12 protein-coding genes are annotated in these 15643 nt (G+C 63.9%); 4 read left to right on the top strand and 8 right to left on the bottom strand.

Translation table 11 applies throughout. The features are described 5' to 3' along the window. Positions 1-80: 80 nt before the first annotated feature. Positions 81-935 (bottom strand): 3-deoxy-8-phosphooctulonate synthase, encoded by an 855-nt coding sequence (gene kdsA, locus F2P45_RS05325; protein WP_166871213.1) that lies wholly within the window; start codon positions 933-935, stop codon positions 81-83. After that, the gene (gene pyrG, locus F2P45_RS05320) at positions 932-2611 is read right to left on the bottom strand and encodes a CTP synthase (RefSeq protein ID WP_166871211.1); all 1680 of its coding nucleotides are present in this window, start codon (positions 2609-2611) and stop codon (positions 932-934) included. The genes kdsA and pyrG overlap by 4 nt, the downstream gene beginning before the upstream one ends. Positions 2612-2841: 230 nt before the next feature. Between pyrG and F2P45_RS05315 the strand changes: the two genes are divergently transcribed. Next, positions 2842-3243, top strand: a complete 402-nt coding sequence (locus F2P45_RS05315) for a PRC-barrel domain-containing protein (RefSeq protein ID WP_166871209.1) — start codon at positions 2842-2844, stop codon at positions 3241-3243. Positions 3244-3598: 355 nt separating this feature from the next. Here the strand turns inward: F2P45_RS05315 and F2P45_RS05310 are convergent, their stop codons facing one another. After that, on the bottom strand, positions 3599-6763 hold the full coding sequence (locus F2P45_RS05310) for an error-prone DNA polymerase (protein ID WP_166871207.1): 3165 nt from the start codon (positions 6761-6763) through the stop codon (positions 3599-3601). A 90-nt stretch (positions 6764-6853) separates the two neighbouring features. Between F2P45_RS05310 and F2P45_RS05305 the strand changes: the two genes are divergently transcribed. The 3 genes from F2P45_RS05305 (at position 6854) to F2P45_RS05295 (ending at position 10834) form a co-directional block, all read left to right on the top strand. Beyond that, positions 6854-7657 (top strand): PhzF family phenazine biosynthesis protein, encoded by an 804-nt coding sequence (locus tag F2P45_RS05305; RefSeq protein WP_166871205.1) that lies wholly within the window; start codon positions 6854-6856, stop codon positions 7655-7657. A gap of 94 nt (positions 7658-7751) precedes the next feature. Further along, positions 7752-10136: a TonB-dependent receptor plug domain-containing protein gene (locus F2P45_RS05300; protein WP_166871203.1), complete on the top strand. Its 2385-nt coding sequence runs from the start codon at positions 7752-7754 to the stop codon at positions 10134-10136. A gap of 122 nt (positions 10137-10258) precedes the next feature. Further along, a complete protein-coding gene (locus F2P45_RS05295; RefSeq protein ID WP_166871201.1) occupies positions 10259-10834 on the top strand; it encodes a hypothetical protein in 576 nt (191 codons plus the stop codon). Positions 10835-10941: 107 nt separating this feature from the next. Here the strand turns inward: F2P45_RS05295 and F2P45_RS05290 are convergent, their stop codons facing one another. The 5 genes from F2P45_RS05290 to F2P45_RS05270 form a co-directional block, all read right to left on the bottom strand. Continuing rightward, complete coding sequence (locus tag F2P45_RS05290) at positions 10942-12264, bottom strand: ATP-binding protein (protein WP_166871200.1); 1323 nt, start codon at positions 12262-12264, stop codon at positions 10942-10944. After that, entirely contained in the window at positions 12261-12923 is a 663-nt protein-coding gene (locus F2P45_RS05285; protein ID WP_166871198.1) for a response regulator, read from the bottom strand. Before F2P45_RS05285 ends, F2P45_RS05290 begins: the two co-directional genes overlap by 4 nt. 42 nt (positions 12924-12965) lie before the next feature. Next, the gene (locus F2P45_RS05280) at positions 12966-14543 is read right to left on the bottom strand and encodes a DegQ family serine endoprotease (protein ID WP_187367144.1); all 1578 of its coding nucleotides are present in this window, start codon (positions 14541-14543) and stop codon (positions 12966-12968) included. Positions 14544-14820: 277 nt separating this feature from the next. Beyond that, positions 14821-15276 carry an Hsp20 family protein gene (locus F2P45_RS05275; protein WP_166871196.1) on the bottom strand — a complete coding sequence of 152 codons (456 nt, stop codon included), beginning with the start codon at positions 15274-15276 and terminating at the stop codon, positions 14821-14823. 245 nt (positions 15277-15521) lie between these two features. Beyond that, positions 15522-15643 (bottom strand): transposase domain-containing protein (locus F2P45_RS05270; RefSeq protein WP_166871194.1); only part of this gene is annotated, 122 nt, incomplete at its 5' end.

Below are 15643 nucleotides of genomic sequence, written 5' to 3'. Positions count from 1 at the left end.
AAAAGGTGGGCGGACCGCGAACGGTCCGCCTGCATCTGTCAGGGCGATCAGGACGGCGGCAAGTGCCGCACTATACAAACTTACGCAAAGCTCGATTCGAGGAAGCCGGCTTTCTTGACCACGCGGTCGAGTTCGACGAGCGTCGTGAGCAGTTCCTTCATGCGGCCGAGCGGCACGGCGTTGGGGCCGTCCGACAGCGCCTGGGCGGGGTTCGGGTGCGTTTCCATGAACAGGCCGGCGATACCGGCCGCCACGGCTGCGCGCGAGAGCACGGGAATGTGCTCGCGCTGGCCACCGGATGAGGTGCCCTGTCCGCCCGGCAGTTGTACCGAGTGGGTCGCGTCGAACACGACCGGGCAGTTCGATTCGCGCATGATCGCCAGCGAGCGCATGTCGGAGACCAGGTTGTTGTAGCCGAACGAGGCGCCGCGCTCGCAGGCCATGAAGTTGTCTTCATTGAGGCCGGCGTCGCGCGCGGCCTGGCGCGCCTTGTCCATCACGTTCTTCATGTCGCCGGGCGCGAGGAACTGGCCCTTCTTGATGTTGACCGGTTTGCCCGACTGCGCGCAGGCGATGATGAAGTCGGTCTGGCGGCACAGGAAGGCGGGCGTTTGCAGCACGTCGACCACGCTCGAGACGGCGGCGATTTCTTCGATCGAGTGGATGTCGGTCAGGACCGGCACGCCGATTTCGCGGCGCACGTCGGCCAGGATCTCGAGGCCCTTGTCCATGCCGGGTCCGCGGAACGAGGTGCCCGAGGAGCGGTTGGCCTTGTCGAAGGATGACTTGTAGATGAACGGGATGCCGAGCGCCGAGGTGATTTCTTTCAAGGTGCCGGCGGTGTCCATCGCCATCTGGCGCGATTCGATCACGCAGGTGCCGGCGATGAGGAAAATCGGGTGCTCGAGGCCGACGTCAAAACCGCAAAGCTTCATGCTGCATCTCCTGTGGGTGCGCCCGCCGCTGCATGGCCGTTGGCAGCCTGGTGCGCCAGCGCGGCCTTGATGAACGACGTAAACAGCGGGTGGCCGGTACGCGGGGTCGATTTGAACTCGGGATGGTACTGCACGCCCATGTACCACGGGTGCGCATTTTCTCCGGTGCGCGGCAGTTCCATGATCTCGCACAAATCTTCGGTCGGGGTACGCGCCGAGACGATCATGCCGGCCGCTTCGACGCGCGACAGGTAGTGATTGTTCGCTTCGTAGCGGTGGCGATGGCGCTCGGTGACCACGCTGCCGTAGATTTCGGCAGCCAGGGTGCCCGGATTGACCGCGCAGGTTTGCGCGCCGAGGCGCATGGTGCCGCCCAGGTCGGATTTTTCGTCGCGCTTTTCGACCTTGCCGTCATGGTTCTGCCACTCGTTGATGAGGGCCACGACCGGCTGGTCGGTGTCGGTGTCGAATTCGGTCGAGTTGGCGTTGGTCAGGCCGGCCATGTGGCGCGCGTATTCGATCAGGGCCACTTGCATGCCGAGGCAGATGCCCAGGTAAGGGATCTTGTTTTCGCGGGCGTAGCGCGCCGCCATGATCTTGCCTTCCACGCCGCGCTTGCCGAAGCCGCCCGGTACCAGGATGGCGTCGTACTTGGCCAGGTGGTCGCAACCCTTGGTCTCGATGTCTTCCGAGTCCAGGTATTCGATGTTGACCCGGCTTTCGGTGTGGATGCCGGCGTGGCGCAGCGCTTCGGTGAGCGACTTGTACGATTCGGTCAGGTCGACGTACTTGCCGACCATGCCGATGGTGACGGCCGCTTTCGGGTTTTCCAGCGCGTAGATCAACTTGGTCCACATCGACAGGTCGGCCGGCGGCGCTTCCAGGCCGAGGGCTTCGAGGATGATCGCGTCGAGGCCCTGGTCGTGCAGCATCTGCGGTACTTTGTAGATGGTGTCGGCGTCCCACACCGAGATGACGGCCTGCTCTTCGACGTTCGAGAACAGCGAGATCTTGGCGCGTTCGTCGTCGGGAATCGGGCGGTCGGCGCGGCACAGCAGCGCGGTCGGGGTGATGCCGATTTCGCGCAGCTTTTGCACGCTGTGCTGGGTCGGTTTGGTTTTCAGTTCGCCCGCCGAGGCGATGTACGGCACCAGGGTCAGGTGGACAAACGCGGCCGACTTGCGGCCGGCGCGCAGCGACAACTGGCGCGCCGCTTCCAAGAAGGGCAGCGATTCGATGTCGCCCACGGTGCCGCCGATTTCGACCAGCGCCACGTCCACGCCTTCGGCGCCGCGGTAGATGTAATCCTGGATCTCGTTGGTGATGTGCGGGATCACCTGCACGGTCTTGCCGAGGTACTCGCCGCGGCGTTCCTTGCGGATCACGGATTCGTAAATCTGGCCGGTGGTGAAGTTGTTCACCTTGCGCATGCGGGTGCTGATGAAGCGCTCGTAGTGGCCCAGATCGAGGTCGGTTTCGGCACCATCGTCGGTGACGAAGACTTCGCCGTGCTGCATCGGGCTCATCGTGCCGGGATCGACATTGATGTACGGATCGAGCTTGAGCATGGTGACTTTAAGGCCGCGCGATTCGAGGATCGCGGCGAGGGAGGCGGCGGCAATCCCTTTTCCAAGGGAAGACACAACGCCACCGGTGACGAAGACAAATTTGGTCATTGCAGATGGTGCCGAACGGCACGTGCGGGAAATTGAAATTATACCTTAAACCAGCCAATGCTTCCGCAAAACAAGGTAAAAAACAGCAACAACGGCCGAGCGGACGGCTACGTCGGACATTCCATCTTGATCAATTTGAAAGATTGCCGATTACTCATTTGGTGTGCGCCAGCGAACAGACATGATCTTGCTCAAGCCTCAGGATTGAACTTTTACCACAGGAGGTCAAAATGTCCTACGAAGAACGCGATGCTTATGGCATGTATGTCGACAAAGGCTCGAAAGGCCCCGGTCCGGAACTGATGGGCGCGGATACCTTGATCGGCGACCACGTACACAATCTGAAAAACGAGCACCTCGGTGAAATCAAAGAAATCATGCTCGACATGCGTACTGGCAAGATTGCGTATGCAGTCATGTCGAGCGGTGGCGTGCTGACCATTGGTGAGAAATTGTTCGCGGTGCCTTGGGCTGCGTTGACGCTCGACACCGCCAACAAGCGCTTCACGCTCGATATCGACAAAGAGCGCATCGACAACGCGCCGGGTTTCGATACCGATCACTGGCCGGATATGGCCAACCAGCAATGGTCGAGCCAGATTCACAGCTACTACGGCACCAACGCGCATTAAATTGCGCGGGACAGGGGCGGATGCTGGACTTAGGCGAACGCTGATTTTTGGCAAACGCTGATTTTTGGCAAACGCTGACTCTCGGCAAACGCTGAGTGTTAGCAAACGCTGATCCTGTCGCCACCCTCAAAACCGTCATTCCCGCGCAGGCGGGAATCCAATTTCGCACCGTTACAGGCGGCTCGACAGAATTGGATTCCCGCCTGCGGGAATGACGGTTTTGAGGTTAACGGTCCTCGGTCCTACCTCGGCTTTATTCGACGTCGAGGTCTGACCCCGGTTAAGAAATGTTAAGAAATGTTTCGAGTCAGAGCTCTGACCCCGGTTGTGGGAGTTGGCTGCTTTTCTTGTAGGATTAGCAGAAATCGCGGCTGCTGGTGTCGAGCCGGCCCATCAGGTGGCTCATGTCCACCAGCCGCTTGGCCACCAGGTGCCGCACTTCCCCTTCCCTCTGCCACACGCCGTACACGCCCAGCAAACTCGCTCCCAGCACTTCGCGCCGCTGCTGTTCCACCAGGCTCGGCCAGACAATCACGTTCACATTGCCCGTCTCGTCTTCGATGGTGACGAACAGCACGCCCTTGGCGGTGGCCGGACGTTGCCGTACCGTGACAATGCCGCAGGCGCGCGCCAGTTGGCCTTGCTTGAAATCGTTCAGTTGCGAGGCCGGCAAAAAACGCTGCGCGAGCAGGCGCGCGCGCAGCAGCGCCAGCGGGTGCCGCCCCAGCGTCAATCCCTGCGAGCGATAGTCGCCGACAATCTCTTCGCCTTCGCTCGGGACAGCGAGCAGCGGCAGGTCTTCGTCCGGCGTGGTGGGACGCAGCAAGTCCTTGTCGGGCACCGCGCCCACCGCTTGCCACAGCGCCTGGCGCCGGTTGCCGGCCAGCCCGTGCAGCGCATTGGCGCCCGCCAGCACTTGCAGGTCGTGCCGGTCCAGAGCGGCCCGGCGCGCGAGGTCGGCCACGCTCTCGAACGCCTTGACGGCGCGCGCTTCTTCGATCCGCGCCGCCGCTTCGGGACGCATGCCGCGCTGTAGCGACAAGCCCAGCCGCACGGCGGGCTGGCTGCCCTGCCCCACCTCCAGGCTGGAATCCCAGCCGCTGATGGCCACGTCCACCGCGCGCACGTCGATGCCGTGGCGGCGCGCGTCCTGCACCAGTTGCGAGGGGCTGTAGAAGCCCATCGGCTGGCTGTTGAGCAAGGCGCACAGGAAGGCGGCCGGTTCGTGGCACTTGAGCCAGGAACTGGCGTAGGCCAGCAGCGCAAAGCTGGCGGCGTGCGATTCGGGAAAGCCGTATTCGCCGAAACCCTTGATCTGGCTGAAGATCGATTCGGCAAATTCCAGGGTATAGCCGCGCTCGAGCATGCCGTTGACGATCTTGCCGTAGTATTTTTCCAGCCCGCCCTTGCGCTTCCAGGCGGCCATGGCACGGCGCAGCTGGTCGGCCTCGCCCGCCGTGAAGCCGGCCGCGATCATGGCCACCTGCATCACCTGCTCCTGGAAGATCGGCACGCCCAGGGTGCGTTCCAGCGCTTCCTTCAATTCCTCCTTGGGGTAGTCGGGTTTTTCCAATCCCTGGCGCCGGCGCAGGTAGGGATGGACCATGCCGCCCTGGATCGGCCCCGGCCGCACCACCGCCACTTCGATCACCAGATCGTAAAAGGTGCGCGGCAGCATGCGTGGGAGCATGCTCATCTGCGCGCGCGATTCGATCTGGAACACGCCCACCGTGTCGGCCGCGCACATCATGTCGTAGGTGGCCGGGTCTTCGGCCGGGATGTCTTGCAGCGAAAACACCGTGCCGCGCAGCTCGCCCACCAGGTCGAGCGCGCGCCGCAGCGCCGAGAGCATGCCGAGCGCCAGCACGTCGACTTTCAGCAGGCCGAGTTCTTCGAGATCGTCCTTGTCCCACTGGATCACGCTGCGCTCCGCCATGGTGGCGTTTTCGATCGGCACCAGGCGCGAGAGCTTGCCGGCGGCGATGACAAAGCCGCCCGGGTGCTGCGACAGGTGGCGCGGAAAGCCAAGCAGGCGCTGGGCCAGGGTCGCCCATTGCCGGGCCAGCGGCGAGTCCGGGTCGAGCCCGCATTCGGCCAGGCGGCTGAGCAGGTCGTCCTTGCTGTCGAACCAGTGGTGCGTCTTGGCGACTTTTTCGACGATGGCCAGGTCGACCCCGAGCGCCTTGCCGCTGTCGCGCAGGGCGCTCTTGGGACGGTAGCTGATCACCACGGCGGCCAGGGCGGCGCGGGTGCGCCCGTATTTGTTGTAGATGTACTGGATCACTTCTTCGCGCCGCTGGTGTTCGAAGTCGACGTCGATGTCGGGCGGTTCGTCCCGTTCCTTGGAAATGAAGCGTCCGAACAGCAAATTGCCGCGCGCGGGGTCGACTTCGGTAATCCCCAGGCAGTAGCAGACGGCCGAGTTGGCGGCCGAGCCGCGCCCCTGGCACAAAATCCCGATCGAGCGCGCATGGCGCACGATGTCGTACACCGTCAAAAAATAGGGTTCGTAGCGCAGTTCGCCGATCAGCTGGAGTTCGATTTCGAGCTGTTCCTGGACTTTGGCCGGTATGCCGAGGGGAAAGCGGTGGTGCGCGCCGATGTAGGTTTCGGCGCGCAGGTAGCCCGATGCCGTTTGTCCGGGCGGCACCAGTTCGTCCGGGTATTCGTAGCGCAGCTGGTCGAGCGAAAACGTGCACAGGCGCGCGATGCGCACCGTTTCGGCCAGCGCCTCGGGGCTGTACAGGTTGGCCAGGCGCAGGCGCGCGCGCAGGTGCTGTTCGGCGTTTTGCGCCAGTGCGTAGCCGCACTCGGCCACGGGCGTGTTGAGGCGGATCGCGCACAGGGTGTCGTGCAGCGGTTTGCGCGAACGCACGTGCATGCAGACGTGGCCCAGCGCCACCACGGCCAGCCCGTGCTGCCAGGCCACTTCGTCGACCGTGGCGCGGTGCGCTTCGTCAAACGCGCGGTGCAGCAGGTTCAGGCCCAGCCAGGCGCGATCGGGGAAGGTGGCGGCGATCCAGGCGGCCTGGGTGTGCAGGCGGTCGAGGTCGGCCGGGTCGTGGCCCGGATAGGCGGGCAACAAGATCGCCAGGCAGTCGGGCATGCCGGCCAGGTGGGCTTGCGGCGGGGCGGGCGTGGCCAGGTCGGCCGGGGTGAGCAGGTAGGTCCCCTTGGCCGTGCGCGTGCGCGCCAGGGTGATCAGCTCGGCCAGGTTGCCGTAGCCATTGCGGTTCCGGGCCAGCAGGATCAGCGACAGGGCCGCGCTGCCATCATCGTGGCACAGGTGAAAATGGGCGCCGATGATCAGGGGCAGCGCCGCCTTCTTGGCTTCGGCATGCGCACGCACCACCCCCGCCAGCGAACATTCGTCGGTAATCGCCAGCGCCGAGTAACCGAGCTGGACGGCGCGGGCCACCAGTTCTTCGGCGTGGGAAGCGCCGTGCAGGAAGGAAAAGTTGGTCAAACAATACAACTCGGCGTAATCGGGCAGGCTGGGGGCGGGAACGGTGCTACTCATGGAAAAATATTACAATCAAATTTATCAGGGAAACTACTGTATGAAAACACAGTATACCTCCCGCCATTTTCTTACCAATTGGGAATTACTATGCAGGCTCATCTGGTGCGCTGTTTTGGTGCATTGCCCGGTCACGGGAATATGGCGATGGTGATCGAAGGCGGGCCGGCCACGCCCGCCGCGCGCCAGGCATTTGCGCGCGGGCAGCCGCATCCGGCCTGCGTGTTTCTCGACGCCGGGCCGGGCCAGGCATTCATCGCCGACTATTACTATCCGCATGCCAGGAGTCCGCTGTGCCTGCACGCCACCCTGGGCGCGGCGCAGCTGCTGTTCGCGCGCGCCGGCCAGGCCGCGTCGGACATCGTGCTGAGCACGGCGATGCGCGCGCAAACCTTGCTCCTGAGGCGCGAGGGAGAAGACTATTTTGTCGCGCTGCAAGCCCAGCCCGTCCCCGCCGTCGCGGTCGCGGTCGATACGGCGCTGGCCGCCTGGCTGCTGGACCAGCCCGATTTGAGGCTGGCGACAGCGCCGGTGCTGGCCTCGGTCGGCAGTCCCAAGCTGCTGATCGAAGTGCCTGAGCGCGCCACCTTGCACGCGCTGCACCCGCCCCTGGAGCGCATCGTCGCGTGGGGCCGCGAACACGGGGTCAACGGCTGCTACGTGCTGTGGCGCAGCGCTGAGCACACGTACGAAGGGCGCAACTTCAACCATCTCGATGCGGCCATGGAAGACCGCGCCACCGGGGTGGCGGCGGGCGCGCTGGCGGCCCACCTGGGGTGCACCATCATGGTGCATCAGGGTGGTGCACTGGGCGCGCCCTGTCTGATCCGCGCCCGCTGCGAGGCAGATGCGATCCTGGTGGGCGGACGGGCCGAGGCTGCGGACGGGCAATGACAACGTTGTCATTGCGCCACAACGTGCTGGACGGCGGCCATGGAAATTGCATTAGAATCAATCTCCTTTCTCATAAAAACCCGGAGACCGTCGCGTGTTCACCCCCACCACTTTACGTAGGTCCGTCTTGCTCGCTTTGTACGGCAGTGCCGCTCTCGCCGTGTATGCCCCCGCCAGTTTCGCCCAGTCGGGCCAGCCAGCCGCCAAAGAAGAAGTCATTCCCAGCGTCAGCGTGGTTGGTTCACGCCGCGTCTCGGCCAACTCCGCCACCGATACGGCGGTCCCGGTCGACCTGATTCCCATGACCCGCCTGGCCGAGCAGGGCGGCCAGTTCGACCTGGCCCAGACGCTCACCTACATTTCGCCGTCGTTCAACTCGACGCGCCAGAGCGGGGCCGACGGCGCCGACCTGGTCGACTCGGCCGCCCTGCGCGGCCTGGGCTCGGATCAAACCCTGGTGTTAATGAACGGCAAGCGCCGTCACAGCACCTCGCTGGTGAACATTTTCGGCGCGCGCAACCGCGGCAACACCGGCACCGACATGAATGCGATTCCGCTGCTGGCGGTGAAGAACATCCAGGTGCTGCGCGATGGCGCCGCCGCCCAGTACGGCTCGGATGCGATCGCCGGCGTCATCAATATCGAACTGAAAAAATCGCTCGGCTGCGAGAGCGTGCTCGGTGCCGGCCAGTATTCGGCCGGCGACGGCGAGAACTACCTGGCCTCGGCCTACTGCGGCGTGGCCGTGGCCGGCGGCGTGGTCGGCATCACGGCCGAGTATCTGGACCGTGGCCGCTCGAACCGGGCCGACGCGGGCAGCCTGCGCACCATCGGCGACAGCAAGGTGCAGAACCAGACCCTGTACCTGAACGGCGACATTCCCATGGTCGACGGCAAGCTCTATTTCACGGCCGGCACCCAGAAGCGCGATGCTTCGTCGGCCGCGTTCGGCCGCGGTCCGGACCAGATTCCGGTGCGTAATGCGCAAGCCATGTATCCGAACGGTTTCGCACCGTACATCAATGCCGATATCGACGACCATTACGGCACGGTCGGCTATCGCGCCAAGCTGGGCGAGTGGAATGCGGACTTTTCGCAGACCTACGGCTACAACAAGATGCTTTACAACATCAGCAATACGCTCAATGCCTCGATCGCCAACGCCGACCTGCTCAAGGGCGGCAAGGGCGTGTCGGCCTCACAATTCGACGCCGGCGGTTTTGCCGCCACGCAGCTGACCACGAATGCCGATGCCAGCCGTTTCTATCCGAACATCATGAGCGGCCTGAACCTGGCTTTCGGCGCCGAGTTCCGCAAGGAAAACTACGAAATCTTCGCCGGCGAAGCCGGTTCCTACAACGATGTCGACGGTCCCGGCTTCGGCGGCGACCCGGGCAGCCAGGGTTTTCCGGGCTTCCGCCCGTCCGACGCGACCGACCGCAGCCGCCATAGCGTGGCGGCCTACATCGATGTCGAGACCGACATCACCGAGCGCCTGAAAGTGCTGTCGGCCGTGCGTTACGAGAAATTCAGCGACTTCGGCAACAGCGTGACCGGCAAACTGGCCGCCGCCTACAAGATCAGCGATGCGATCCTGCTGCGCGGTTCGGCCAGCACGGGCTTCCGCGCGCCGTCGCTGCAGCAAGCGTTCTTCTCGTCGACGTTTACCGAGTTCGTCAACGGCAATCCGGTCGATTCGGTGTTCGCGCCGAACGGCGGCAATGTGGCCAATGCGATCGGCATTCCCAAGCTGAAAGAAGAAGAGTCGGTCAGCTTCACTCTGGGCGGCACCTGGACGCCGACCCCGACCACCTCGATCACGGCCGACCTGTACCGCATCGCGATCGACGACCGCATCGTGTTCTCGGGCCGTTTCGACGCCGACAACTACGCGCCGATCGTGCCGCTGCTGAGCACCCTGGGCGTGGGCGCGGCCCAGTTCTTCGTCAATTCGATCGATACCAAGACGCAAGGCCTGGACCTGACAGTGTCGAACCGCAGCGAACTGGCCGGCGGCAAGCTCAATACCTTCCTGGCCATGAACATCAGCAAGACCGAAGTGACCGGGGTGAATGCGCCGGCCGCCTTCAAGGGCTACGAAGACGTGCTGCTGTCCGAACGCGAGCGCCTGTTCCTGGAACAGGGCGGACCGCGGCGCAAGGCGACTTTGGGCTTCGAGTACTCGCTGGGCAAGATTGGCACCGACTTCAAGGTGATCCACTTCGGCAAGCAAACCCTCGGCACCTGGTCCGGTCCTCCGACCCCGAACCAGGTGTACAAGGCCAAGACCTCGGCCGACCTGAGTTTTACGTATAATTTCAGCGACAAGACCAAGCTGACCGTGGGCGGCGCGAATATTTTCAATGTCAAGCCGACCGAGCAGGATCCGGACCAGACCGACAACGGCTTCAAGTATGAGTCGGTGCAGTTCGGCATGAACGGCGCGTCGTATTTCGCCCGTCTGTGGCATAAGTTTTAAGCGCAGCGGTCGCTAAAGGTGAAGGGCAGGCCGGGTCGCGTCAACCTGGTCTGCCCTTTTGCATTATTGTGTCGGCTGGCCCGTTGACGGGCAGCCCTGTGACTGTTGAAAAGGATGAAGAAATGAAACGATCTTACGCGCTGACCCTGGCCGCATTGCTGGCCTGCGCGCCGCTTTCCCACGCTGTGCCGGCCGCCGTACCTGCCGCCGTGCCTACCGCCGTGCCTACCGCCACCCCGGGTGCGTCGGTGCCGGTGGCAACGCCCGATGCCGCCCGGGTGCAGGCGGTGCAAGCCATGCTGGAAGCCATGCAGTCGGAAAAAATGATGCGCTCGGTGGCCGGTGCGAGCCGGTATGTGAATGAAGAGCAGCGCGCCAGCGTGTTCGCCAAGCTCGACAAGGTGACGCCGCAGGAAATTTACAAACGCCTGGCGCTGCCGGTGGCGCGCGTGATCGGGACCGAGGCGGCCAATGAACTGACGGCGTTTTATGCGTCGGATTATGGCAAGCGTTTGTTGCAGCAGACGTATAACAGCCGGGCCAGCATGTTCCCGCCGGAACCGCCGGTGCCGAACGCGGCGGAAAAGAAGATGCTCAAGAAGCCTGCGCTGGTGCAGGCGCGCAAGGAGTTGGCCGCTGCCGATGCGACGATTCGGCATGAGGCGTTTGCGTTGTTGCAGGCGATTATTAAGAAGTAGGCGTATGCACCGTTGATTACAGGCAACACCGGGGTCAGCCCCCTCTCCGCTATCGACTTCGGGAACACCGGGGTCAGACCCCCAACTGAAAAACCGGGGTCTGACCCCTAGGGGAAGTCGATGCGGACGCTCAGGCCGCCCAGTCTGGCCGATTCGCCCAGGCCTAACCTGGCGCCGTGGCGCTCGGCGATCGCTTTGATGATGGCCAGCCCCAAACCGCTGCCGCTGGCCTCGCTGCCAGCGATGCGGTAGAAGCGGTTGAATACCCGCTCCCTTTCGTCGGCCGGAATGCCCGGGCCGCTGTCTTCCACCACCAGGGCCGCACCCTTGCCCTCCCCCGTCACGCTGATGTCGACCGTGCCGCCGGCTGGCGTGTATTTCAGCGCGTTATCGATCAGGTTGCGCAGCATGATCATCAGCGCGTCGGGCTGGCCCGCCACCCGCACCGGGTCGGCACGCGCCAGCCCAAGGTCGATGCCGCGCGTCTGCGCCGCGCCCGCCAGGTCGGCCAGGGCGCGCTTGGCGAGGTCGGCCAGCTCGACCGGCTGGGTCTTCACTCCACTGGCCGCGCTCGCTTCCTGGCGCGCCAGCACCAGCAATTGCTCGACCAGCCGGGTGGCGCGCTCGATGCCGGCCGTCAGCCGTCCCACCGCCACCCCGCGCGCTTCCGGGCTGTCGGCCCGCTCCAGGCTCAGCACCTGGAGTTTGAGCGCCTGCAGCGGCGTGCGCAGTTCGTGCGCGGCGTCGGCCACGAAATGCTGCTGGGCGTCGAAGGCGGTTTTCACCCGTCCGAACAGGAGGTTCAATTCCTGCACCAGCGGCAGCACTTCATCCGGCAAGTCCGCTTCCGACACCGGCGACAGGTCGTCCGCCTGGCGCGCCGCCACCTGGGTGCGCACGCGCGAGACCGGTTGCAGCGAGCCGCTCACGACCCACCAGACGACCAGCATCAAGATCGGCATCATCACCGCGATCGGGCCGACCGTGCGCAGGGCCAGGTTGCCGGCCATATTGCGCCGCACCGCCATGTCCTGGGCGATCTGCAGGGTCTGGGTGCTGCTTTGCACCGAGAACACGCGGTAGGTGGTGTTGTTGGCCTTAACGTTGGAAAAGCCCAGCACCGCGTGCTGCGGCAAGTTGGTGCGCGAGACGGTGCGGAATACGCGCACCCCGTCCGGGGTCCAGACCTGCACCATCAGCTCGTTGTTTTCGGCGTCCGCCTCGACGTTCGCGGCCGTCTCGGTGTTGTTGGACAAGGGCGCGCTGGAACGCAGCGACAGCGCCATCTGCTGCATGTGGTAATCGAAAATCTGGTCGGCGTCGGACAGCGCCGTGCGATAGGCGATCGACGCTTGCGCCACGGCGGCGATACTGATGGCCGCGAGCAAAAACCACAACAGACGGCCGCGCAGCGAGTGCGCCAGGTTCATAGTTTTGGCACCATGTAGCCGACCCCGCGCACGTTCTGGATCAGATCGCTGCCGAGCTTCTTGCGCAAGCCGTGGATATACACTTCCACCGCGTTGCTGCTCACTTCATCGCGCCAGCTGTACAGCTTTTCTTCCAGCTGGGCACGCGAGAGCACCACGCCGGGACGCGCAATCAAGGCTTCCAGAACCGCCCACTCGCGCGCCGACAAGGTGACCGGCACGCCGTTGACCTGCACTTCGCGGGTGGCCGGGTTGATGCTGATGGCCTTGTATTCGAAGACCGGTTCGCCGCGTCCGGCGGCGCGCCGCAGCAAGGCGCGGATGCGCGCCAGCAGCTCGTCGAGGTCGTAGGGTTTGAGGACATAGTCGTCGGCCCCGGCGTCGAGGCCGGCGATGCGCTGCTCGACCGCGTCGCGCGCGGTCGCCACCAGCACCGGGGTGCGGTCCTTGCGCGTGCGCATGGCGCGCAGCACTTCCAGGCCATCCTTGCGCGGCAAGCCCAGGTCGAGCAGGACCAGGTCGTAGCTTTGCGACTGGCGCAGGGCCGTGTCGGCCATTTCGCCATCCTTGACCCAGTCGACCGCGTAGTGCTCGGCCCTGAGCAGGTCGAGCACCACTTCGCCAATCATCGTATCGTCTTCCACCAGCAGCAACCGCATCACATCCTTCTTTCTCGTATCCTGCGGGCGGAAGGGGCACGATTACCCGATCCGCACCGGAATGAAGATTCTGTCATTACCGCGCTGAATCAGCAAGGCCACCGACTTGCTGGCCTTGCCCACCAGATCGCGCACCTGGTCGACCGAATTGACTGGACGGCCATTGACAGACAGTAAAACATCGCCCGGCTGGACCCCGGCCGAGGAGGCGGCGCCGGCCGCGTCTTCGATCACCAGGCCCGCGCTAATGCCGGACTGGCGCTTCTCGTTGGGGTCGAGCGGACGCAGGGCCAGGCCCAGCTTCGCGCTCTGGTCGGCGCCGGCGGCCGGTTCGCGCTCGTCCTGCGCCACCTTGTCGCTGGCGTTGGCCAGGCGTGCATCGATGCGCACGATCTTGCCGTCACGCCAGACGTCGAGGCTGACCTTGTCGCCCGGCCGGGCCACGCTGAGCATGGCCGGCAAGTCGCCCGAGGCAATGATCGGCTGGCCGTTCAGCTTGCGGATGATGTCGCCCGACTTGAGGCCGGCCTTGTCGGCCGCGCCGCCTTTTTCCACGTTCGACACCAGCGCGCCTTCGGGCGAGTCGAGCTTGAAGGAATCGGCGAAACCCTGGTTCACTTCCTGGATCGTCACGCCGAGCTTGGCATGCTGCACCTTGCCGGTGGTAACGATCTGGTCCTTGATGCGGTACGCCACATCGATCGGAATGGCGAACGACAAGCCCATGTAGCCGCCGGTCTGGCTGTAGATCTGCGAATTGATGCCGATCACTTCGCCCTTGGTATTGAACAGCGGGCCGCCCGAATTGCCGGGATTGACCGCGACGTCGGTCTGGATGAACGGCACCTGGCTGTCGTCGGGCAGCGAGCGCCCCTTGGCGCTGACCACGCCGGCCGTGACCGTGCTTTCCAGGCCGAACGGCGAGCCGATCGCCAGCACCCATTCGCCCACCTTGAGATCGTTCGATTTGCCGATTGGCACTACCGGCAGGTTCTTGGCGTCAATCTTGAGCACCGCCACATCGGTCTTGGGGTCGGAGCCGAGCACCTTGGCGCGGAATTCGCGCCGGTCGTTCAACTTGACCGTGACTTCCTTGGCGTCGCGCACCACGTGCGCATTGGTCAGGATGACACCGTCCGGGCTGATAATGAACCCGGAACCGGCGCCAAAAACGGGCGTGTCGCGTTGTTGTCCACGGGGCATCTGCGGCCCCTGGAAGCGACGGAAAAATTCGAAAAACGGGTCGTCCTCGTTGAACTGCGGAGGCATGCCGCGGCCGCGCTGCTGGCCCATGGCGGTCTTGGTGCTGCCCATGACGCGGATGTTAACCACGGCCGGGCCGTTGCGCGAGACGATCTGGGTGAAGTCGGGCAGCACCACGCCGGCCGCCAGCGGCGCGGGGGCGCCTGGATTGACGGGGGCGGCCGATGGCACGGCCGATGGCGCGGCCGGCGGCACGGCGGAGGGTGCCTGCGCGGCGAGCGCGACAGGAGCGGAGGCGACTGCGTTGTTATGGTTGACCGCAATCGCACCAACCGCTCCGCCAATGGCGCCCGCGGCGGCAAGGGCTAGCGTGAGACGCTTGGCGGTGATGACAGTGATGGCACCTTCGTTATGCATGGACGTACTCCTGGTTTGAAAGGATATGTTCAGTAATGAACGCTTGTTGTTGTTTACTGTGTTGCTTTGCCTGGTTTTGCTTCTTTTGTCTTGCAGCTTCGTGACCACTTGCTGCCTGGCCAATGATGCAATGATGCGGTATCAGACTTAGGGTTGTCTTAATGCTCTTGCCGCCGGTAACGACAAGCCGGCCAGCACGTGGAACGGGGCGCCCCTTGCTGCGGGCGCCCCGGTGTTTAGCTCAGCTGGCTATACAGCGCGAGCCGGCTGGCCCCGATCAGGCGGCCTGGCGCTGCTCGAGCGCCTGCACGTTCTCGCCACCGTCGATGACGATGCGGCGCGGCTTGAGCGCCTCGGGCACTTCACGCACCAGTTCGATGGTCAGCATGCCGTTGTCGAACGAGGCCGTGGTGACCTTGACATGGTTCGCCAACTGGAAGCGCTGCTCGAAATCACGCGCCGCGATGCCACGGTGCAGGTAGGTGCGCTGGGTGTCCTCTTTCTGCTTGCGGCCGGTGATGTGCAGACTGTCGCGCTCGGTGATGATCTCGACTTCCGAGCGGTCGAAGCCGGCCAGTGCCATCACAATGCGGTACTTGTCTTCGCTGACCAGTTCGATGTTGTACGGTGGATAGCTGGGCTGCGCATCGGCGCGCTGCGATTCCAGCAGGTTGGCCAGGCGGTCGAAGCCGATAGCGGAACGATAGAGAGGAGCAAGGTCGAATGTACGCATGATAAGTATCCTTTTAGAAGTTAAGCGATAAGTTGACGGACCTCCGTGGAGCATCCGTTGAATCCAATCTAAAGGCGCTACCAGGGGTTTTCAAGGCCTTGAAAAACACGATTTTTTGCCCAATGCACCGAAAAATATTTTGAAAAGTTTTGCCCAAGGCAAAAACAATTCGGTAGGAAGGATCGCCATGAAGCGGGGTTGGCGGGTAAGCGGCCAGCGGCCCCACCTGTACAGCCTGTTTAGCGCTAAGTAAAGTCGGGGAATGGCAGCAGCGAATCAATCTGGCTGTTGGGGCACGTCGGGAGACGTTCCAGCACGATGGCCAGCCAGCGCGCCGGATCAAGGCCGTTGAGCTTGGCGGTAGCGA

Origin of the sequence: Massilia mucilaginosa, from assembly GCF_011682145.1 — a bacterium.
GTDB lineage: Bacteria > Pseudomonadota > Gammaproteobacteria > Burkholderiales > Burkholderiaceae_D > Telluria_A > Telluria_A mucilaginosa.
The sequence above is the reverse complement of the archived record's forward strand: the minus strand, read 5'-3'. Positions and strand labels throughout refer to the sequence as shown.

Excerpts from the sequence above, each read along its gene's own strand:
- F2P45_RS05290 (WP_166871200.1), bottom strand. The coding sequence starts at position 12,264 with ATGAACCTGGCGCACTCGCTGCGCGGCCGTCTGTTGTGGTTTTTGCTC.
- F2P45_RS05315 (WP_166871209.1), top strand. The coding sequence starts at position 2,842 with ATGTCCTACGAAGAACGCGATGCTTATGGCATGTATGTCGACAAAGGC.
- F2P45_RS05280 (WP_187367144.1), bottom strand. The coding sequence starts at position 14,543 with ATGCATAACGAAGGTGCCATCACTGTCATCACCGCCAAGCGTCTCACG.
- F2P45_RS05305 (WP_166871205.1), top strand. The coding sequence starts at position 6,854 with ATGCAGGCTCATCTGGTGCGCTGTTTTGGTGCATTGCCCGGTCACGGG.
- kdsA (WP_166871213.1), bottom strand. The coding sequence starts at position 935 with ATGAAGCTTTGCGGTTTTGACGTCGGCCTCGAGCACCCGATTTTCCTC.
- F2P45_RS05275 (WP_166871196.1), bottom strand. The coding sequence starts at position 15,276 with ATGCGTACATTCGACCTTGCTCCTCTCTATCGTTCCGCTATCGGCTTC.
- F2P45_RS05295 (WP_166871201.1), top strand. The coding sequence starts at position 10,259 with ATGAAACGATCTTACGCGCTGACCCTGGCCGCATTGCTGGCCTGCGCG.
- F2P45_RS05285 (WP_166871198.1), bottom strand. The coding sequence starts at position 12,923 with ATGCGGTTGCTGCTGGTGGAAGACGATACGATGATTGGCGAAGTGGTG.
- F2P45_RS05310 (WP_166871207.1), bottom strand. The coding sequence starts at position 6,763 with ATGAGTAGCACCGTTCCCGCCCCCAGCCTGCCCGATTACGCCGAGTTG.
- pyrG (WP_166871211.1), bottom strand. The coding sequence starts at position 2,611 with ATGACCAAATTTGTCTTCGTCACCGGTGGCGTTGTGTCTTCCCTTGGA.